Genomic DNA, 20841 nt, shown 5'->3' with positions numbered 1-20841 from the left:
CACCGCGTACCCCCGGTCGGGCGGGCGGCGGGCTCCGTCGCCAGGCGGTATCCGCGTTTGGGGACCGTGCGGACCAACCCGGCGTAGGGCCCCAGAGCGGCCCGCAGCCGTGTCACCGCCGCCTCCACCGCGTGCTCGTCCGCCCCCTGGCCCGGCCAGACCCGGCGCAGGAGTTCGCGGCGGCCGACCACCCAGCCGGGTCGCTCGGCCAGCGCCCGCAGGACCCGTGCCGATCCGGGCGTGAGCCACACCGCCTCCGTCGTGCCGTCGCCGTCGTCGTCGTCCAGGAGCAGCGCGTTGCCCTGGAGGACGAGTGTCCGGTCGCCGGCCGGGATCAGGTGCCGGTCGCGGGTGGGCAGCGCGGCGGTGAGCAGGTGGACCATGGCGCCCAGTCGGCCACGCTCGGGCCACACCGGTTCCGCGCCCACTTCCAGGAGCGGCCGGGCGCACACCGGGCCGACGCACAGGGCGAGTACGTCTCCTCGCAGGCGTTCCACCACCGCGTCGTACCGGCCCGCCTCCTCCGCGTACTCCAGGAAGGAGGTGATGGCCGGTGCGGAGGTGAAGAGGAGCGCGTGCACGTCGCCGCGCGCGGTGGCCTCCGCGAGCCGTCGTACGGGCTCGGGGTCGTGGGGTGGCGCCCACCGGTACACCGGTACTTCCACCACCTCCGCGCCCCGTTCCCGCAGTGCCGCCGCGAGGCCCGGGAGGGGGGCGCCGTGTTCCTGCACCGCGATCCGGCGGCCGGTCAGGTCCCGGGCGAGCAGCCAGGTACGCAGTTCGTCGACCGCTTCCGAGGCGGGGGAATAGGTCTCCGTCGTCCCGCAGGCCCGGACCGCGCCGGTCGCCTTCGGGCCGCGCGAGAGCACGGCGGCCTCCCGGCAGGCGGCGGTGAGCGCGGCGCCGTACCCCCAGCCCTCGGCGGCGCTCATCCAGCCGCGCCAGCCGACGCCGGTGGTCGCGACCACGTAGTCCAGCGGGGCCGCCAGACACCGCTCGGTGGCCGCGCGGAGCGCCGCGTCGTCCTCCAGCGGCACGATGCGCAGCGCGGGCGCCTCCGTCACCCGCGCCCCGCGCCGCCGCAGCAGTGCCGTCAGCTCTTCACGCCTGCGTGCCGCCGTGACGCCCACCGTGAATCCGGTGAGCGCGGCGGCCGTCTCCCTGGTACCGGCCTTCATGCACCGAGGCTCCGGGGGCGCGATGTCGGAGCCGTTGCCCGCCGGTCACGTCGCGGTTACCGCAACGGGATCGCGCGTTACGGAAGATGTCCTCCCCCGCACATCGCTCCGTCAGGGGTGTGCGCGTCCCGTACCGCGCGGGCAACGCGGCCGAGCGCCGCGTGAAACGGCGGCGGGTCAGCCTCGTTGCCATGACCGACACTCACTGCCCGTACTGCTCCCTCCAGTGCGGCATGCGCCTGCGCACCACCGAAGGGGTGCCCGAGGTCACCGGGCGCGACGAATTCCCGTTGAACCGGGGCGCGTTGTGCGGGAAGGGTCAGACCTCGGCCGCGCTGCTGGCGCCCGGCGTACGACTGACCGCTCCTCTGGTGCGCGACGCGGACGGGCTGCGCGAGGCGTCCTGGGAGGAGGCGCTGGACCGGGTCGCGTCGGCGATGGCCGTCACCGCCGACGTCCATGGTCCGGATGCGGCAGGGGTGTTCGGCGGTGGCGGTCTCACCAATGAAAAGGCTTATCTGCTGGGCAAGTTCGCCCGGGTCGCGCTGCGCACTCGCTCGATCGACTACAACGGCCGCTTCTGCATGTCCTCCGCTGCCGCCGCCTCGCGCGCCGCCTTCGGTCTGGACCGGGGGCTGCCCTTCCCGCTCGCGGACGTGGCCCGCACCGGCTGCGTGATCCTGGTCGGCGCCAACCCGGCCGAGACGATGCCGCCCGCCGTGCGCTACCTGCGCGAACTGCGGGAGAACGGCGGCACTTTGGTGGTCGTCGACCCGCGCCGTACCCGTACCGCCGAACTGGCCGACCTCCACCTCCAGCCCCTCCCCGGAACCGATCTGGCCCTGGCCCTCGGCCTGCTTCATCTCGCCATCGCCGAGGGGTACTTGGACGAGGAGTTCATCGCCGCCCGCACCGACGGGTGGGCCGACGCCCGCGCCGCCGCGATGGCCCACTGGCCCGAGCGCGTGGAGGCGCTGACCGGCGTCCCGGTCCCCCAACTGCGCGAAGCCATCGCCTTGTTCACGCGCACCCCGCACTCCATGGTGCTCACCGCGCGCGGGCCCGAGCAGCAGAGCAAGGGCACCGCGACCGTCGGTGCCTGGATCGACCTGTGCCTGGCCACCGGCCGGGCCGGAAGGCCGCTGAGCGGCTACGGATGCCTCACCGGGCAGGGCAACGGCCAGGGCGGCCGTGAACACGGCCAGAAATCGGACCAGTTGCCCGGCTACCGCTCCCTGGAGGACCCCGAGGCGCGGGCGCACGTCGCCGCCGTCTGGGGCGTGGACCCCGACGCCCTGCCGCACTCGGGGCCGTCGGCGTACGAGTTGCTGGACTCCCTCGGCCGGCCCGGCGGGGCCCGCGCGCTGCTCGTGATGGGGTCCAACCCGGTCGTCTCCGCTCCGGACGCCGCCCGCATCACGCGGAGGCTGGCCGCGCTGGACCATCTCGCGGTGTGCGACGTCGTGTTGTCGGAGACGGCGTTGCTGGCCGACGTGGTCCTGCCGGTGACCCAGTGGGCCGAGGAGACCGGCACCCTCACCAACCTGGAGGGCCGCGTCCTGCTGCGCCGGGCCGCCGTCGCCCCGCCGCCCGGCGTCCGCAGCGACCTGGCCGTACTGCGCGGGCTGGCCCAACGCCTCGGCCACGCAACGGGGTTCCCCGACGCTCCCGAGGAGGTCTTCACCGAACTGCGCCGGGCCACCGCCGGGGCGCCCGCCGACTACTCCGGCATCTCCTACGACCGTATCGCGGCCGAGGACGGTGTCTTCTGGCCCTGCCCCGCGCCCGGCCACCCCGGCACCCCGCGCCTGTTCCTCGACCGCTTCGCCCACCCCGACGGCCGGGCCCGCTTCACCGCGCCCTCCCACCGGCCCGCCGCCGAGGAACCCGACGACGCGTATCCGCTGTACCTGACCACCGGGCGCGTCGTCAGCCACTACCAGAGCGGGGCGCAGACGCGCCGGGTGCCGGAACTCACCGTCGCCGCGCCCGGACCGTACGTCGAGCTGCACCCCGATCTCGTGGCCGGGCTCGGTGTCCGCGACGGGGACCTGCTCACCGTGACCAGCCGCCGGGGCACCGTCACCGCCCCGGCCCGTGTCACCTCCGCGATCCGGCCGGACACGGTGTTCATGCCGTTCCACTGGCCCGGCGAGGGACGCGCCAACCTGCTCACCAACCCGGCGCTGGACCCGGTTTCCCGGATGCCGGAGTTCAAGGTGTGCGCGGTGCGGGTCGAGAAGGCGGTACTCCCCCGGGTGTCCGCATCCATCGCACCCGCCGCACCGGTCGCGGTCACCGCGTGAACGCCCGCCGCACCGGTCCCGGTCGCCGCGTGAACGCCCGCCGTATCGCCGTCGTCGGCGCCGGAATGGCCGCCGCACGCCTCGCCCAGCAACTCCACGCCCATGCCGGACCCACGGAGACCGTCCTCTACGGCGCCGAACCCGAAGTTCCCTACAACCGCGCCCTGTTGGCCGATGCCCTCGCCGGGCGCCATCGTATCGACTCCCTCGCGCTGCCCATCGGGGGCGCACGGGTGCGTACCGCGACCGAGGTGGTCGCCGTCGACGTCCGGGGCCGTACCCTCACTCTCGCCGACGGCAGCCGCGAGACCTACGACGACCTGGTCCTCGCCACCGGCGCCGAGCCCGTACGGCCGCCGTTGGACGGCCTCGCCGACGCGGCGGGCAGCGTGCACGTCCTGCGCTCCCTCGCCGACTGCGCCCGCCTCGCCCGTGACGCCGCCACCGCCAAGCGGGCCGTGGTGATCGGCGGCGGGGTACTCGGCGTCGGTGTCGCCCACGCCCTCGCGGCTCGCGGCCTGCTGGTGGAGCTCGTCCACCAGGGCCCTCACCTGGTCGAACGCCGCCTGGACAGCCGGGCGGGCGCCGCCCTGCGCATCGCACTGGCCCGTCTCGGCGTCACCGTCCACTCCGGCGAACGCGCCCTGTCCCTGGACGGCGGCCCCGGGGTCACCCTGGAGAGCGGCCGCCGTCTCGACGCCGACCTCGTGGTCCTGGCCTGCGGGGTGCGTCCCCGTACCGGGCTCGCGCGCGCCGCCGGACTGCCCGTACGGCGCGGCGTCCTCATCGGCGACACCCTCGCCTGCGCCCCGCACACCTACGCCGTCGGGGACTGCGCCGAACACCACACCACGCCGTACGCCCTGGCCACGACCGCCTGGGAGCAGGCCGACGTGCTCGCCGCCCGCCTCTCCGGCGCCGATCCCGGGGCCCGCTACACCGGCTCCCGGCCGATGAGCCGTCTCACCGCGGGCCCCGTGGAGTACGCCGCGTTCGGCGCGTGCGGCGACGCCGACGAGGCGGGTGCCGACGTGCTGCGCATCGGGGATGCCACCCGGGGCGCCTACAAGAAGCTCGTGCTGCGCGGCGACCGGATCGTCGGCGCGGTCCTCGTCGGCGACCTCGCCACCGCGGGCACCCTCACCCGCGCCTATCTCTCCGGCCGGCCCGTCGGGCCGGACCCGCTGTCCCTGCTCACCGCCCCGCCACGCGTCCCGTCCGCCCGAGCCATCGAGGAGTCCCGCACATGACCGACCCCACCGCCCGGCCCCCGAAGGAGCTGGTGCTCGTCGGCCACGGCATGGTCGGCCAGCGCTTCCTGGAGGCGCTGTACGAGCAGCCCGGCGGCGACGCCTGGCATGTCACCGTCCTCGCCGAGGAGCCCCGGCCCGCCTACGACCGCGTCCACCTGACGAGCTGGTTCTCCGGTACCAGCGCCGAGGAACTGGGCCTGGTACCCGACGGGTTCATGGTGCGGCACGGCATCACCCTGCACCTCGGCGACCCAGCGACCGCCGTCGACCGCGCCGCCCGCACCGTCACCACTGCCTCCGGCCGCGTCCTGCGCTACGACGCGCTGATGCTGGCCACCGGCTCGTACCCCTTCGTGCCACCGGTGCCGGGCCACGATCTCCCCGGCTGCCATGTGTACCGCACGCTCGAAGACGTCCGCGCCATCCGCGAGGACGCGGCGCGCGCCCGTACCGGGATCGTCGTCGGCGGCGGACTGCTCGGTCTGGAGGCGGCCGGTGCCCTGCGCGCCCTCGGACTGGACACGCACGTGGTGGAGTTCGCCCCTCGGCTGATGGCCCTCCAGGTCGACGAGGGCGGCGGCGCGGTGCTGCGGCGCAAGATCGAGGAGTTGGGTGTGCGCGTGCACACCGGCGCGGGCACGTCCGCCGTCGACGCGGGCACCGATGGACGTGTCCGGGCGGCGCGGCTGTCGGACGGCACGGAACTCCCCGCCGATCTCGTGGTGTTCTCGGCCGGAGTCCGCGCACGCGATCAACTGGCCCGTGACTGCGGCCTGCCGGTGGGCGAGCGCGGCGGCATCACGGTCGACGCCTCCTGCCGTACCGCCGACCCGCACGTGTGGGCCATCGGCGAGTGCGCCCAGGCGGTCGACGGCCGGGTGTACGGCCTGGTGGCTCCCGGCTATGCGATGGCGGAGACCGCCGCACGTCAATTGTGCTCGGGGGACGGGGCGTTCACCGGCACCGACCTCTCCACCAAGCTCAAGCTCCTCGGCGTGGACGTGGCCAGTTTCGGCGACCCGCACGGCACCGCCGACGGCGCGCTGGACGTCACCTTCACCGACAGCCGCTCCGGGGTCTACAAGAAGCTCGTCATCGGCACCGACGGCGCTCTCCTCGGTGGGGTGCTGGTGGGCGACACCGAGGCGTACGGCCTGCTGCGGCCCCTCGCGCTCGCGGGGAAGCCGCTGACCGTACCGCCGGAGCAGTTGGTGCTGCCGCCCATGGAGGGTGGCGGGGCCACACCGGAGTTGCCCGACGACGCGGTGCTCTGCTCCTGCCACCACGTCACCGGGGGCGCCGTCCGTGCCGCCGTACGCGAGCAGGGGCTCACCGATGTCGCCGGGGTCAAGAAGTGCACCAAGGCCGGTACGGGATGCGGCAGTTGCCTGAAGGCCCTCACCACCGTGGTCCGGGACGAGCTGGCCGCGTCCGGCGCCGAGGTGTCCCGCGATCTGTGCGAGCACTTCGCCCACACCCGCGCCGAGCTGTACGAGATCGTCCGCGTCCGGGGCATCACCGACTTCACCACGCTCCTCGACGGTCACGGCAGCGGCGAGGGCTGCGAGGTCTGCAAGCCAGTCGTCGCCTCGATCCTGGCGAGCCTGGGCAACGGCCATGTCCTGGACGGCGAACAGGCCGCGCTCCAGGACACCAACGACCACCATCTCGCCAACATCCAGCGCAACGGCTCCTATTCGGTCGTTCCGCGCGTGCCGGGCGGCGAGATCACCCCGGAGCAGCTCATCGTCATCGGGGAGGTGGCCCGCGACTTCGGCCTCTACACCAAGATCACCGGCGGTCAGCGCATCGACCTCTTCGGGGCCCGCGTCGATCAACTCCCCGCCGTATGGCGCCGCTTGGTCGACGCCGGTTTCGAGTCCGGGCACGCCTACGGCAAGGCGCTGCGCACCGTGAAGTCCTGTGTGGGGCAGACCTGGTGCCGGTACGGCGTACAGGACTCCACCGCGCTCGCCATCGAACTGGAGCTGCGATACCGGGGGTTGCGCGCCCCGCACAAGCTGAAGTCCGCCGTCTCCGGCTGCGCCCGCGAGTGCGCGGAGGCGCAGTCCAAGGACTTCGGGATCATCGCCACGTCCACCGGCTGGAACCTCTACGTCGGCGGCAACGGCGGCACCACCCCGCGCCACGCGGACCTGCTCGCATCCGACCTGGACAAGGCGACGCTGATCCGCACCATCGACCGGTTCCTGATGTTCTACATCCGCACCGCCGACCGGCTGGAGCGCACGGCGCCCTGGCTGGAACGGCTGGAGGGCGGCCTGGATCATCTGCGCGCCGTCGTCATGGACGACTCGCTGGGCATCGCGGCCGACCTGGATGACCTGATGACCCGTCATGTAGCGGGCTACACCGACGAGTGGGCCGCCGTCCTGGTGGACCCCGACCGACTGCGCCGCTTCACCTCCTTCGCCAACGCGCCGGACCTGCCCGACCCCACCGTCACCTTCGTGACCGAGCGCGGGCAGATCCGTCCCGCACGGTCGGGCGAGCACGGGCGTCTGCTGCAAAGCCCGGCGGCCGCGCGGGACCTCGTCCTCACCGCCGCGCCGACCACCCGACCCGTTCAGGAGGCAGGCCGATGACCGTCGCCGCCGCTCCCCCGGCCGTCACGGCCACCCAACTCGCCCCGGCCCTCGGGCACAACAGCACCGTCGTCGAGGTCCACGACGGCACCCGATGGGTCCCCGTGCTGCCGTACGCCGACCTCGTCCCGGGCCGCGGCGTGGCCGTACTCCTCGGCGGCGAGCAAATCGCCCTCTTCCGCGACCGGACCGGCCACGTCCACGCGGTCGGCAACCGCGACCCGTTCAGCGGCGCGCAGGTCATGTCCCGTGGCCTGATGGGCAGTCGGGGCGCCACGCCGGTCGTCGCGTCGCCCATGTACAAGCAGGTCTTCGACCTGAACACCGGCAGCTGTCTCGACGAGCCCACCGCGCCCGACGGGACACCTGCCCGGCTGCCCGTCTGGCGGGTGCGCACCACTGCGGCCGGAACCTGAGCCGCCATCTCCCCTTCTACAGAAGGCAGTTCCCCATGCCCACGACCAGCACCCACCCCACCGGCTCACCGCAGCCGCTCACGGTCGACGCACCGGCCGCCCTCCCCCGCCTGCTCCCCGGCCCCCGCCGCGAACTCACCGACTGGCGCCCCGAGGACCCCGTCTTCTGGGAAGCAGGGGGCGCCCGCACGGCCCGCCGCAACCTGCTGTGGTCCGTCCTCGCCGAGCATGTCGGCTTCTCCGTCTGGAGCCTGTGGTCGGTCCTCGTCCTCTTCCTCGGCCCCGAGTACGGCATCGACCCGGCAGGCAAGTTCCTGCTGACCGCCCTGCCCACCGCACTCGGTGCCTTCCTGCGCGTCCCGTACGCCCGCGCCGTAGCCGTCTTCGGCGGCCGCACCTGGACGGTGGTCAGCGCACTGCTCCTGCTGATCCCCGCCGTGACGACGGCCTTCGTGCTGGAGCCCGGTACCCCGTACGGCACTCTGCTGCTCACGGCCTGCCTCGCGGGGGTCGGCGGCGGCAACTTCGCCTCCTCCATGGCGAATGTCAACGCGCTGTACCCGCAGCGCCTCAAGGGCTGGGCCCTCGGCGTCAACGCGGGCGGCGGCAACCTCGGCGTCCCGGCCGTGCAGCTCGCCGGGCTCGCGGTCCTCGCCACCGTCGGAGCCGGTCACCCCCGGGTACTGGTGCTGCTCTACGTGCCGCTCATCGTCGCCGCCGCGGTGTGCGCCGCCCTCCGGATGGACGACCTGCGCCTGCCCCGGCCCCCCGGCCAGCTGCGCACGCTGCTCGCGTGGCGGCACACCTGGCTCGTATCCCTGCTCTACATCGGCACGTTCGGCTCGTTCATCGGTTTCTCGTTCGCCTTCGGGCAGGTGCTCCAGGTGCAGTTCGCCGACACGTTCACCACCCCGCTGAGCGCCGCGTACCTGACCTTCCTCGGCCCGCTGCTCGGCTCCCTCGTGCGGCCGGTCGGCGGACGGCTCGCCGACCGCTTCGGCGGGGCCCGGGTGACTCTGGCGACCTTCGCCGCGATGGCGGGCGGCGCCCTGCTGGCACTGGGCGCCTCCCGGGCCCACTCCCTGCCGCTGTTCGTGACGGCGTTCACCGCCCTGTTCGTCCTCAGCGGCCTGGGCAACGGCTCGACGTACAAGATGATCCCGACCCTGTGCCACGCCGCCGCACCGCCCGGCCAGGACTCGGAGGCCCGCACGTCGGCCCTCATCGGCTTCGCGGGCGCGGTCGGGGCCTTCGGTGGCGTCCTGGTCAACATCGCCTTCCGCCAGTCGTTCCTGTCCGTGGGCAACGGCGACGCCGCGTACGTCGCCTTCCTCGCGGCGTACGCCGTCTGCGCGGGCGTCACATGGACGGCGTACGTGCGCCCGCGCCGGTCCGCCTGATGCCCGCACCCACCCGCTTACACGTCGGAAGCGGCAGCGTTGCGCCTGGTCTCCGCTAGGTGAGTACCGATGTACCGGGCGAAGATCAGCGCGTCCTCGGGTGCGTCGGCCCGGAAGGTGACGCGGCGCAACAGCCCGACCCCGTCGAGCGCGACGCCTTCGCGGGCGAGGACGAACACGAGGGTGAGGAAGGCGGACCGGGCGTTGCCGTCGCCGAAGGGATGGAAGAAGCAGACGTCGAGGTAGGCGCGTGCGGCCCGGGCGGTGAGGGGAAGGGGCCGCGTCGCGTCCGGGGCGCTCTCGGCCAGGCAGGCATCGAGGCGGGCGCGGGTGTCCGGGCCGATCCCGTACCGTTCCCGGCCTTGTTTGGCGAAGGCCGGAAGTTCGCGGAACTGCGGCAACCGCGGTGTTCCCAGGACGTGTTGCTGCCAGTTCCGGAGCAGTTCGAAGTCGAGTGAGGCACCGCGCGACGCGTCGGCCCGCAGCAGGTCCAGGGCGGCGAGCAGGCCCTGTGCGCGGGCGGGGTCCAGGGCCGCGTCGAAGCGGCGGATGTCTTCCGCCGCGCCGTCGCGCGAGGGGGTCACCGGTCCGTTCCCGCCACCGTCGGGAGCCTCGTGCCACGGCACGGTCCGGCGTACGGTGAGCCACTGCTCGAGGTGGTCCGGTGCGGGCCCGGTGGCAGGCCGCACGGCGTGGTCCGGCCGCAGCGACAGCGCGAGTCGCTCCGCGACGTCCTCCACCAGCACCGGGTCGGGGCCGGTCCAGCTCTCGAACCGGCCGCCGATCGCCTCGTCGACCAGCTCCCCCGCACGCTCGGGCGCGACTCCCCAGCGGCTGAGGAACCAGTGGAGCACCTGGTGGCAGTGTCCGTACCAGCCGCTCCCACAACCGGTGCGGTCGGTCACCTGCAGGATCAGGTTGCGCGCGCCCCGCTCCCACAGAATCCGCTGCTCGTCGACGTCGGCCAGGTCCAACGGGTGCGCGTCGAACCACCTCGCGAGACTCTCCAGCCACTCCCGCCACTCGCACAGTGCCGCGACGACACGGTGGAGCGTCTCCTCCGGCGTGGTGATCGAGTGCTGGGGACAGCACCAGTTCCCGACCGGGCCTCCGTCGAAATCCCCTTCGTCGTGCCCCCAACGCCAGCCCATGGTCCAGCGGCCGTACTGTTCGACGAGCGCGTGCGACACGGCGTCGGCCCACGGCCGACCCTCGTCCCAGGCCCAGGCCCCCATCTCGGCTGCCCCGGAGGAGACGTCGGGGCGGCTGGGCACCCGCCCCGCGGGTCCGAGCGAGCGCACCACCCGCGCCGCCGACGCGCTGTCGAACGGATGCCGGGTGGGATCCGCATCGGCCCAGGCCAGAGAACGGGGTGACAGATCGATATTCACCGCGCAAGCCTGTCACGGCCACACAATGGCCGTTCAACCGAGTTTCTTCAGCACTACAACAGCCCGGCGACCACGGCTCGGTCGCGCACGGTTCGCAGGCTGATGCGCGCGCCTGTCTCGTCCTCGACGTGCCATTCGTTCATGCCCTGGCAGGTCTTGGTGCCCCGGGCGACGGCTCCGGCTTCGTCGACGCGGCCGTAGGGGGTGCCTCCAGTCGCCGTGAGGATGATGCCTCCGTCCTCGTCGATGGTGGCCCAGTGCTCGGCGGAGCGGTACGCGAGAACGATCCGGGTGCCGGCTTTCAGGACCTGGGCCTGGATCATCTGGGCGACCTGTGTGCGGCGCCCACGCGTGGCCGTTCCGCGCCGCGGCCTACGCACCGGAGCGGTTGGTGCGGTGCCGTTCGAGGCAGGCGATGTGGTGACAGGCAGGCCAAGTCGCCTGGGCTCCCAGATGTGTTCGAACAGCCGCAGATAGAGGTCCTGGCGCGTCTGGATGACCGAGGTCATGGCGTCCTGGGCCCCGAACGGTCTGAGGAGCCTGTCGAGTTGATGGGTCTTGATGAACTCGCGCAGCACCGGGTTCCGGAGGTTGTACTTGGGGGCCATGATGCCCAGCAGGATGTTGTCGCGGGCGTAGAAAGCGGTCTTCTCGGTGAGGGGCAGGTCGTTGAGGCTGGCGTTCTCCCGGTCCAACAACAGTCCCAGCCCGCCAAGTTGGTTGCGCAGGCTGCGGAAGACGACCTTGTCGGGTATCTCCTGGCGCACCCGGTGGTGATGGTTGGCCCACAGATGCTCGATGTGGAACTTCTCCCGGTCGAGGTAGTCGAGCACGTCGTACGACCGTTGGCAGGACTCTTCGACGTAGGCGGTGGCCCGGGCCAACAGGTAGCGGATCTGGGGGCCGTTGTTGCCCCGCAGCCCCAGCGTGACCGCGTCGCGTATCGCTCCGCCCTCGTCCCCGACGAGACCGGCGAGTGCGGAGGCGACCTCGTCCACGGTGCGGCACTTCCGCAGGAGGGGGACGAGTTCGGTGTGGACCAGGGAGTCGGCGTCGGCGGACTGGACGGGAAGGTCCTGCAGGATGCGCAGGGCGTACCAGCGGTCGATGTACCCGGCGACGAGACGGCCCTTGTCCTTGGCGTCGGTGGGCTGGTCGCCGGGGTCGATGGCGGCGAGAACGGCGACGGACTGGGCGCCGAGCCCGTTGCGTTCGTTGAAGAGCACCGTCTCCAGGCGGTCGCCGTCCTTCTTCAGCGTGCGGGTGGCGGCGAGGAAGGGCCGGTACAGACGGGCCGAGTCCAGGAGGTCCTGGACGAACTCGAGGAAGCGGTCGGGGCGCTCGGTGATCAGACCGAGGTGCGTGGCGTTGTGGCGCACCCACACGTTGAGGTTGGTGGTGATCTGGCGGCGGTCGTCGGCGTCGCCCTCGCGGGCGCAGCGGGCGAGGAGGTAGGCCTTGATGAAGCGGGAGGCCGCCTGGGGGTCGTCGCGGTCGGTGGACAGTTCCCGCAGCATCTCCTGCCATCGCGTATTGAGTTGCTCCTCGCCCGCGCCGACGTTGGACAGCAGGTGGCTCTTGAGCAGGTCGACGGCGGTGAGGCGGGCGCCTCGGTCGTTCATCGTCTCGAACATGCGGTAGCCGTGGCTGAGGTCTGCCGCACGGATGCCGACCAGGACCACCCGCTTCAGGAGCCACTCGGTGAAGTGGTGGAGTTCCTCGGCGTCCAGCTCCTCCACGAGCTGGGATTCCATCTGCCGGCTGCGCGCCCACAGATTGCGGCGGGAGAGCGAATCCCCCGCCCCCGTCTCGTACTTACGGCCCTCACTGATCGCCCTCAGGACGGGGTCGTGATCGGTGATGCCGACGCTGAAGTGCTTGCCGTCGGGCGTGATCACGCGATTCAGCTGGTCGAGTGTGTGAGAGTCCTCGACCTCCTTGGCCCGCAGCCTCAGTTGCAGGAAGAGCAGGTGCAGGGTGACGAACCGCTGCTGGCCGTCGACGAGGAAGCGGCGCCTCTTCTCCGGCTCGTGATAGACGAAGGGGCCGAGGAAGTACTCCGGCGCGGTGTCCGGGCGGCGCCGGAACGCCACGTTGCCCGACCAGCTCCGGAACGAATCGCACAAGTCCCGTAGCAGGGTTCGGACTTCTTCCTCGCCCCAGGTGTAGTCACGCTGGTAGTAGTCGATCTCGTACGTCACATCACGGAACAGCTCGTTCAGGTTGAAGCCCTGAGACCTGATCTCGTCCGCCCCCATGCACCCACCCCTGCCCGGAAGACCAGCTCGAACCGAGAGGTGCTTCTCTGCGCTGGAAACCTCGTTGCTCCCCTATCACCCCACCTCGATCATGTGGCCATGACGAGACGAGCAAGCACGGAGACCACCGGAGCTCCTGTAGCCGCAGGCAAGCGCGTGGACTGGTGGGCTGTTCCCTCCAGTGTGAGGGGCCGGGTCGAGTCGGCGCTGGGCTCCCCTGTGGAGGACGCCGTGACCCAGGCCGGCGGCTTCTCGCCCGGTGTCGCCGCTCGCGTGCGCCTGGCCGATGGTCGGCGGGTCTTCGTGAAAGGGGTGGGCCCTGAGCCGAACCCCGAGACGCCCGACCTCCACCGGGCGGAGGCCAGGATCACAGCGGCATTGCCGGACACGGCTCCTGTACCGTCGCTGCTCATGGCCTTCGACATCGAAGGCTGGGTCGTCCTCGTCCTCGAAGACGTGGACGGTGAAGCACCGGCTCAGCCGTGGCAGGTGGACGAGCTCCACCGTGTCCTCGCGGCGGCTGCCGAACTGTCCATACTGCTCGATCCGTCGCCGGTCGAGGCGCCGACGGTTGCCGCCCGTTTCGGTGAGAAGTTCCAGGGCTGGCGTCGGCTTTCCGCGGCTGCCGCGGAGGGGTCGGACGACCTGGCGTGGCTCGACCCCTGGGCGCGACGCAATCTCGGACGCCTGGTCGCCCGGGAAGCCGTCTGGAGCGCCGCTGCGGCCGGGAGTGCCTTGATCCATGGTGATCTGCGTGCGGACAACATCCTGCTGACCGATGACCGCGTCATGGTGGTCGACTGGCCGTGGGCCGCGGTCGGCGCTTCGTGGTTCGACGTCGTGGCGATGGGCCCGAGTGTGATCATGCATGGCGCCCCGGAGGCGATGAGTCTTCTCGATCAGCATCTCCGCGCTCGCGGCGCCGACCGCGAGGACGTGACCACCGTACTCATCGCCATGGCGGGCTATTTTCTTCGCCAGTCCGTCCAGCCCCCGCCGCCGGGGCTGCCGACGGTGCGGGGCTTCCAGCGTGCTCAGGGTGAAGCTGCCCTGGATTGGGCACGTGAGCGGACACGTTGGGGTTAAAGGTCAGGACTACCGCTCCGCCTCAGCCGTCTGTCTGCCTCCGGGCCGCATCGACCTTGATTCTCTCGTCGGCAGGCGGGCGACACCGAGCGCTCCGGTGGCCGTCCCGCCTGCCGACGGGGTGGTCCTTCGGTGAGGTGCGTCGGTCAGCACTTCTCGCGCAGCGAGTGCAGGTATTCACTGGAGCGGCGCGCGAAGCGGAAGGAGTCGGTCGGGTTGTCGTGTTCGGCCTGCCAGTGGTGGGACTGGCGTCCGCCGCGCAGACGGGTGACGGCGGAGATGAAGCGCTGGTAGTCGATGTCGCCGTCGCCGACGTCCGTCATGCGGTAGCCGAACTCGTTCGAGGGGTCGCTCACGCCGTCCTTGACGTGGAAGAGGGGGTAGCGGTGCGGGTGGGCGAGGACGTAGTCGAGGGGTTCGAAGGGGGCCGGGGTGCCGTCGGGGCGCTTCGAGAAGCGGAACTGCCCGGCGTAGGCCCAGTAGATGTCCATCTCCAGGTACACGAGGTCGGGGTCGGTCTCGGCGAGCAGGACGTCGTAGAGGCGGACCTTGGGGTTGTCGGCGGCGAAGGCGAACTCGTCGGAGTGGTTGTGCTGGTAGAACTTCATGCCGCGCGCCTTGGCCGCCGCGCCGTAGGCGTTGAACTCCTGGGCGGCGCGCTTCCAGGCGTCGACGGTCGAGCCGTAGCGGAAGGGGCCGGACGCGGTGCCGATGTGCTTGAGGCCGAGGGCCTGGGCGTCGTCGAGGACCTGGTTGAGGTTCTGGGCGAAGGTGTAGGCGTTCGGGTCGTCGGAGTAGTAGCCGACGTGGCTGCCGATCGGGGTCAGGCCGTGGTCCTTGGCGAGGCGCTTGAGGCGGGCGAGGGTGATGGGGCCGGCCGAGCCCTGGGTGTAGCCCGCGAACTCGATCTCGTCGTAGCCGTATTGCTCCAGCTCGGCGAAGACGGGCGCGAAGCCGAGAGTGCCGACCTTGTCGCGCAGGCTGTAGAGCTGGATGCCGAGGCGGCCGGGGGGCAGGACGGGGCGGCCCCGGCGTGCGGCGGACGCCGCCGGTGCGGTGGTGGACGCCGAGGCGGGTCCGGCGGCGGCACCCAGCAGCGCGGCGGCCGTGGCGCCCGCGGCGACGCCCAGCATGCCCCTTCTGGAGAGACGGTGGGCGAGTTCGGGGTCCTTGTGCGAAATGCGGCTCATGCGGGAACTCCTGGGTGTGGGCGGGCGTTGTCAGTGGTGAGTGCTTCACTGGGGACCAGGTGCACAGGACAGACCTGGTGACAGATCGTCAGGTGAGGCCTGCGAGTCGGAGCAGGAGTGGTTTCACATCGGTGGCCGCGAGGCGGTCGCCCACGGCACGGGGGGTGGAGCAGATGAGGAGCGGACCGTCGTCGTCGCTCGCGGGAAGGCGTCCGTGGCTGCCCCGAATAGGTGACGGGTCGAGGGGTACGACCGCCATCCGATAGCGCATGCCGAGCTTTTTGCGGGCCAGTGCGGCCGCGGCCTTGACCTTGACGTAGGGGTCGAGGGGGTCCATGAAGAGTTCGACCGGGTCGTAGCCGGGTTTGCGGTGGATCTCCACCAGCCGCGCGAAGTCGGGCGCCCGGGCGTCGTCGAGCCAGTAGTAGTACGTGAACCAGGCGTCCGGCTCCGCCACGGCGACGAGTTCGCCGGAGCGCGGGTGGTCGAGGTGGTGGGCCTTCTTGCCCTCGTCGTCCAGGAGTTGAGCGATGCCTGGCAGATCGGCAAGGGCTGCCCGGGTGGCGTCGAGGTCCTCGGGGCTGCGCACGTAGACGTGGGCGATCTGGTGGTCGGCGACCGCGAAGGCACGGGACGCCATCGGGTCCAGGTATTCCATCCCGTCCTGCGTGTGCACCTCCAGCAGCCCGGCGCGGCGCAGGGCGCGGTTGATGTCGACGGGGCGGTCGGCCCGGGTGATGCCGTACTCCGAGAGGACGACGACGGTACGGCCTTCGGCGCGGGCGTCGTCCAGGAGCGGTGCGACCGCGGCGTCCAGGTCGGCGGCCGCTGTGAGGGAGCGCGGGTCGTCGGGGCCGTAGCGCTGGAGGTCGTAGTCGAGGTGCGGGAGGTAGCAGAGGGTCAGGTCGGGGTGACGGGTGCGCTGGATGTGGCGGGTCGCGTCGATGATCCAGCGACTGGAGGCGAGGCCGGCGCCGGGCCCCCAGAACTGGAAGAGAGGGAACGTGCCGAACTTCGCGGTGAGTTCGTCGTGCAGATCGGGGGGTCGGGTGTAGCAGTCGGGTTCCTTGCGGCCGTCGGCGTAGTAGACGGGACGGGGGGTGACGGTGATGTCGGTGTCGGCGCCCATGGCGTACCACCAGCAGATGTTGGCCACGGTGTAGCCGGGATGGGCACGACGGGCGGCGTCCCAGAGCTTGTCCCCGGAGACGAGGCCGTTGTGCTGGCGCCACAGCAGGACGTCGCCCAGCTCGCGGAAGTACCAGCCGTTGCCGACGATGCCGTGTTCGGAGGGCATGACGCCGGTCAGGAAGGTGGACTGGGCGGCACAGGTGACGGCGGGCAGGACGGTGCCGAGGTGGGCGCGGGATCCCTGGGCGGCGAGTTCGCGGAGGCGGGGCATGTGCTGAAGGAGACGGGGGGTGAGGCCGACGACGTCCAGGACGAGCAGGGGGGTGGGTCGGCCGGACGCGGTCTGTGGCGGCGCCGTCGGTCGGTGGGGGGCGGGTTCTGGTGGGGTCGCGGGGCGGTGGGTCTCGGGCAGCGGCGGGGGGGCCGGTCGGTGGGCGTCAGGCCCCGGCGGGGGTGCCGGTTGGTGGGTCACGGCAGCTCCTTCAGGCCGAGGTCGGTGAGCAGATCGCGGGCGAGGGCGAGTTCGGCGGCGATGCCGTCGGCGAGCTGGGCGCGGGTGCGGGGCCTGAGCGTGGCGGGGAGGGCCTGCCAGGTGTAGGTCTCGACCTCCAGGTGGCGGGTAAGCGGGTGCGAGCCGCCGACGAGGCGGGTCAGGGCGGCACTGAGGACGGGAAGGGTGGAGGTGAGGGGCGCGGCGGGGGCCGCGTGCAGGGGGACGTGGACGTGGGTGCGCCACGGCGCGGTGTCGGGCAGGGAGCCGTCCTGGAGTGCCTCGCCGAGGTCGTCGGTGCCGTGTCGTCCGGTGGCGGTGAGCGTGCGGGTCTGGTGCAGGAAACGGGGCTCGGCGAAGGCGGAGAGGGCCTCGCGGACCTCCGGGCGGTGCGGGTGCTCCGCGTGGAGTGCGGCGGAGAGCTGGGATTTGACGACGGGGACACCGGCGTGGGCGAGCGCGTCCAGGGCGGTGTGCGGATCTTCGAAGGAGGTGGCGAGGTGGCAGGTGTCGACGCAGATGCCGATGCGGGGGTGCGCGATGCCGGTGAGGGGGGTGAGGGCGTCGGCGGTGGTCTCGATGACACAGCCGGGCTCCGGTTCGAGGCCGACCCGGATGGAGCGGCCGGTCATGTCCGCCAGGGCGTCGAGGCGTTCGCCGAGGATGCGCAGCGCAGCGCGGGCGGTTTCCATGCGGGCCGGATCGGCGACGGTGCGCCAGGCGAGCGGCAGGGTGGAGATGCTGCCCTCGGGGATGTCGTCGGGGAGGAGTCCGGCGAGGATGCGGGCCAGGGCGGTGGTGTGGCGGAGCCGTTCGGGGTCGGCCCAGTCGGGCTTGTAGACGCGGTACTTGACCTGCTGGGAGCCGAAACCCTCGTAGGGGAAGCCGTTGAGGGTGACGACTTCCAGGCCGCGCCGGTCGAGTTCGGCGCGGAGGGCGCCGACGGCGCAGGGGTCGTTCTCCAACGCGTGGGCGGCGTCCTTGGCGAGCCAGAGGCCGATGCCGAGACGGTCGCGGCCGAGACGGCGCCGGACGGGTTCGCAGTGGTCGCGCAGTTGGGCGACGACGGAGTCGAGGGTCTCGGCGGGGTGGACGTTGGTGCAGTAGGCGAGGTGGATGAGGGAGCCGTCGGGGTGGCGGAAGCGCACGGGTCACTCCTCCCCGGCGGGGGCAGCGTCGGTGGCGGGGGCGGCGGGCGCCGTGTCTCGGGGGACGCCGCGCAGGATGGAGTTGCCCTCGTGGGTGGGCTCGGTCGCGGCGACGTCCAGGTCCAGCCGCCCGCTGAGGCCGTAGAAGGCGACGGGGTTGCGCCACAGGACGAGGTCGACGTCGTCCTCGGTGAAGCCCTCCTTCAGCATCAGGTCGGCCACCTTGCGGATCTTCAGGGGGGCGCTTCTGCCCCAGTCGGCGGCGGAGTTGACCAGGACCTGTTCGGGGCCGTAGGCGCGGAGGATCGCGACCATCCGTTCCTCGTCCATCTTCGTGTCGGGATAGACGGAGAAGCCGAGCCAGCATCCGCTGTCCTTGGCCTCCTTGACGGTGGTCTCGTTGAGGTGGTCGACCAGGACGCGTTCGGGGGCGAGTGCGGACTCCCGGACGGCGTCGAGGGTGCGGCGCAGGCCGGTGAGCTTGTCCCGGTGGGGGGTGTGGACGAGGGCCGGCAGGCCGTACTCGGCGGCGAGTTGGAGCTGGGTGGCGAGCGCGGCGTCCTCGGCGGGGGTCATCGAGTCGTAGCCGATCTCGCCGACGGCGACGACCCGGTCCCTGACGAGATAGCGGGGCAGTTCGTCGAGGACGGGGGTGCAGCGGGGGTCGTTGGCCTCCTTGGGGTTGAGAGCGAGGGTGCAGTGGTGGGCGATGCCGTACTGGGCGGCGCGGAAGGGCTCCCAGCCGAGGAGGGAGTCGAAGTAGTCGAGGAAGGAGGCGGCCGAGGTGCGGGGCTGGCCGAGCCAGAAGGAGGGCTCGACCACGGCGCGGACACCTGCGGCATGCATGACCTCGTAGTCGTCGGTGGTGCGCGAGGTCATGTGGATGTGGGGGTCGAAGAGGCGCATCAGGACTCCTTGCGGTGGGGGTCGCGGTCGTCCGTGGAGTGCGGCGGCGGGCCGGGCTCGGTCAGGGCCAGGACGTGGGGCAGGTCCTCGGGTACGGGGCGCCCCGCAGCGGTGCGCTCGGCGGCGAAGTCGGCGAGCATACGGGCGAGTTCACCGTCACCTCGGGCGCGCGCGGCAAGCTGGGCGACGTGGGCCACGGGTACGCCGGTGAACAGGCACTTCAGAACGGCGTGCCGCCACAGGTGCGGCTCCAGATGGCGGGCGGCGTAGGGACCGACGGCGGCGGCCAGGAGCCGGGTGTCGTTGGTGCGCAGCGCGTCCTCGACGAGCGGGAGGGCGTCGGGGCCCGGTACGAGGTCGGGCAACGCGAGCAGGACGGCGCGGCGCTCGTCGGCGGTGCCCTGGCGGTAGAGGCGGGTGAGATCGGCGGGGGCGGGACAGGCCGCGTGCAGGAGGAGTACCCGGGCGGTGTCGGCGTACGCGGGACCGCATCGCCGACCGGCCTCGGCGATGCGCAACTCCCAGACGGGGAGGGAGCCGTGAGCGGCGGTCGGGTCGGCGGCATCGTCCAGGGCGCGGTCCAGCCAGTCGCGGGCCGACGGTGCGAGGTGGGTGCGCAAGTCGTGGAGCGGGGACGGGGAACTTGCCTCAACGGGTGCGTTGTCGGGACCCGGGGTGGTGTGGGAGGAGGTGGTCATGCGCTGCTCCCTTCGGTGGCGGGTACGGCCGCTCGGAGGAAGGGGAGGGAGATCTCGACGAAGTGGGGGCCGGCGTGGGAGTGGCGGGGCAGTTCCACCACGGTGAGACCCCGGTAGGAGGTGGCGGCGAGGGCCGCGAGGACGGCGGGGAAGTCGATCTCGCCGTCCCCGAAAGGCAGGTGTTCGTGCCGACCGCGCCGCATGTCCTCGATCTGGACGTGGCGCAGCCAGGGCGCGGCGGCGCGGACGCAGTCGGCGGGAGAGAGGGGTTCGAGGCACTGGCAGTGGCCGATGTCGAGCGTGAGGCCGAGGTGAGCGGGGTGCCCAAGGAGGTCGCGGAGGTGGTGGAAGTCGGCGAGGGTGGCGAGCAGGTGACCGGGCTCGGGTTCGACGGCGAGGGGGATCCCGGCGGAGGTGGCGGCTTCCAGGACCGGGGTGAGCGCCTCGGTCAGCCGGTCCCAGGCCGTGTCCTCGTCCGTACCGGGTGGGAGCGTGCCGCTGAAGCAGTGCACGGCGTGGGCGCCGAGGTCGGCGGCGACCTGAACGGCGCGGATCAACAGGTCGGCGCGGCGGGCCCGGCCGTCGGGGTCGGGGTCGAGAAGGGAGGGGCCGTGTTTGCGGCGCGGGTCGAGGACATAGCGGGCCCCGGTCTCCACGGTGACCTCCAGGTCGAGCGCGGCCAGACGGTGGGCGAGTCGCCGGGTGCGGGCGGCGAGGTCCGGGGCGAGCGGGTCCAGATGCATGTGGTCGAGAGTCAGGCCGACGCCGTCGTAGCCGAGGTCGGCGAGGAGGGCGAGGGCGTCGTCGAGGCGGAGGTCGGCCAGGCCGTTGGTGCCGTAGCCGAAGCGGAGGGCGGCGGGAGCGGCGGCCCGCTCGCCCCCGGTGTGCGGCCGGATCACGGGCCTCATGTCACGCTCACCTTCTTCGCGAACCGTGCGGCAAGGGGGGCCAGTGCCGCAGTGATCACTGCGCTGAACGGCGCGGAGGAGCGGGCGCAGAGTGCGGCTTGGAGGGGGATGGTGGCGCGGATGCCGCCGCCGACGGCGCGTTGGGTGAGCGGGGGTGAGGGGTTGAGGGTGGCGTGGAGGTAGGGGCGGGCGGCGGTCCCGGCGTAGGCGAGGGCGCAGGCGGCGGGCAGCGCCGCGAGGGAGGCCGACTTGAATGAGCGCAACGTGCCTATTCTCAAAGGCAGTTGATCCCGAGTGAGTCTTCGGCTCAGCAGACACGTCAGGGCGCCGGTGGTGGCGAGCGCGGTCAAGGGCGCCAGTGGGGCTCCGCCCTCCGTCTCGTGGCGGGAGACCGCGGTGAGCGCGAGCGTGTGCGTGCCGAGCAGGGCGGCGGAGGGAAGTGCGGGCCGGACGCGGCCGGAGGTGGCGGCGGCGCC

The 20841-nt window shown here is 72.3% G+C and carries 15 protein-coding genes and 1 pseudogene; 6 read left to right on the top strand and 10 right to left on the bottom strand.

Annotation, left to right across the window (positions count from 1 at the left end):
• Positions 1–1178 (bottom strand): uroporphyrinogen-III synthase (locus tag GTW40_RS18705; RefSeq protein ID WP_161181344.1); only part of this gene is annotated, 1178 nt, incomplete at its 3' end.
• Between the two features lie 191 nt (positions 1179–1369).
• On the opposite strand from GTW40_RS18705, the gene GTW40_RS18700 reads away from it, so the two are divergent.
• From GTW40_RS18700 to GTW40_RS18680, 5 genes are read left to right on the top strand one after another with little or no spacing between them, the layout of a single operon-like run.
• The gene (locus GTW40_RS18700) at positions 1370–3484 is read left to right on the top strand and encodes a molybdopterin oxidoreductase family protein (protein WP_161181343.1); all 2115 of its coding nucleotides are present in this window, start codon (positions 1370–1372) and stop codon (positions 3482–3484) included.
• A 29-nt stretch (positions 3485–3513) separates the two neighbouring features.
• Entirely contained in the window at positions 3514–4734 is a 1221-nt protein-coding gene (locus GTW40_RS18695) for an FAD-dependent oxidoreductase (protein WP_161181342.1), read from the top strand.
• Positions 4731–7343 (top strand): nitrite reductase large subunit NirB, encoded by a 2613-nt coding sequence (gene nirB / locus GTW40_RS18690; RefSeq protein WP_161181341.1) that lies wholly within the window; start codon positions 4731–4733, stop codon positions 7341–7343. The genes GTW40_RS18695 and nirB overlap by 4 nt, the downstream gene beginning before the upstream one ends.
• Complete coding sequence (locus tag GTW40_RS18685) at positions 7340–7759, top strand: nitrite reductase (NAD(P)H) small subunit (protein ID WP_161181340.1); 420 nt, start codon at positions 7340–7342, stop codon at positions 7757–7759. Before nirB ends, GTW40_RS18685 begins: the two co-directional genes overlap by 4 nt.
• A 35-nt stretch (positions 7760–7794) precedes the next feature.
• A complete protein-coding gene (locus GTW40_RS18680; RefSeq protein WP_161181339.1) occupies positions 7795–9159 on the top strand; it encodes a nitrate/nitrite transporter in 1365 nt (454 codons plus the stop codon).
• 17 nt (positions 9160–9176) lie between these two features.
• Here GTW40_RS18680 and GTW40_RS18675 read toward each other — a convergent pair whose 3' ends face one another.
• Both GTW40_RS18675 and GTW40_RS18670 read right to left on the bottom strand, forming a co-directional pair.
• Positions 9177–10550 (bottom strand): Fic family protein, encoded by a 1374-nt coding sequence (locus GTW40_RS18675; protein ID WP_161181338.1) that lies wholly within the window; start codon positions 10548–10550, stop codon positions 9177–9179.
• Positions 10551–10603: 53 nt separating this feature from the next.
• Positions 10604–12808, bottom strand: coding sequence for a DUF262 domain-containing protein (locus tag GTW40_RS18670; RefSeq protein ID WP_161181337.1), 2205 nt, complete (start codon positions 12806–12808; stop codon positions 10604–10606).
• A gap of 231 nt (positions 12809–13039) precedes the next feature.
• On the opposite strand from GTW40_RS18670, the gene GTW40_RS18665 reads away from it, so the two are divergent.
• The gene (locus GTW40_RS18665; RefSeq protein WP_343245737.1) at positions 13040–13894 is read left to right on the top strand and encodes a phosphotransferase; all 855 of its coding nucleotides are present in this window, start codon (positions 13040–13042) and stop codon (positions 13892–13894) included.
• A gap of 146 nt (positions 13895–14040) precedes the next feature.
• Here GTW40_RS18665 and GTW40_RS18660 read toward each other — a convergent pair whose 3' ends face one another.
• The 7 genes and pseudogenes from GTW40_RS18660 to GTW40_RS18630 all read right to left on the bottom strand — a co-directional run.
• On the bottom strand, positions 14041–15084 hold the full coding sequence (locus GTW40_RS18660) for a sugar phosphate isomerase/epimerase (protein WP_161181335.1): 1044 nt from the start codon (positions 15082–15084) through the stop codon (positions 14041–14043).
• An 88-nt stretch (positions 15085–15172) separates the two neighbouring features.
• The gene (locus tag GTW40_RS18655; RefSeq protein ID WP_161181345.1) at positions 15173–16534 is read right to left on the bottom strand and encodes a nucleotide pyrophosphatase/phosphodiesterase family protein; all 1362 of its coding nucleotides are present in this window, start codon (positions 16532–16534) and stop codon (positions 15173–15175) included.
• A gap of 149 nt (positions 16535–16683) precedes the next feature.
• Positions 16684–17853 carry a metabolite traffic protein EboE gene (gene eboE, locus GTW40_RS18650; RefSeq protein WP_161181334.1) on the bottom strand — a complete coding sequence of 390 codons (1170 nt, stop codon included), beginning with the start codon at positions 17851–17853 and terminating at the stop codon, positions 16684–16686.
• 3 nt (positions 17854–17856) lie between these two features.
• Entirely contained in the window at positions 17857–18759 is a 903-nt protein-coding gene (locus GTW40_RS18645; protein WP_161181333.1) for a TatD family hydrolase, read from the bottom strand.
• The gene (locus GTW40_RS18640; protein WP_161181332.1) at positions 18759–19457 is read right to left on the bottom strand and encodes an EboA domain-containing protein; all 699 of its coding nucleotides are present in this window, start codon (positions 19455–19457) and stop codon (positions 18759–18761) included. Before GTW40_RS18640 ends, GTW40_RS18645 begins: the two co-directional genes overlap by 1 nt.
• On the bottom strand, positions 19454–20365 hold the full coding sequence (locus tag GTW40_RS18635; protein ID WP_161181331.1) for a sugar phosphate isomerase/epimerase family protein: 912 nt from the start codon (positions 20363–20365) through the stop codon (positions 19454–19456). Before GTW40_RS18635 ends, GTW40_RS18640 begins: the two co-directional genes overlap by 4 nt.
• Positions 20362–20841 (bottom strand): annotated as a pseudogene (locus tag GTW40_RS18630) (prenyltransferase); the annotation flags it as partial. The gene GTW40_RS18635 and the pseudogene GTW40_RS18630, both read right to left, overlap by 4 nt.

The organism is Streptomyces sp. SID4985, from assembly GCF_009863025.1.
Taxonomy (GTDB): Bacteria; Actinomycetota; Actinomycetes; order Streptomycetales; family Streptomycetaceae; genus Streptomyces.
The sequence above is the reverse complement of the archived record's forward strand: the minus strand, read 5'-3'. Positions and strand labels throughout refer to the sequence as shown.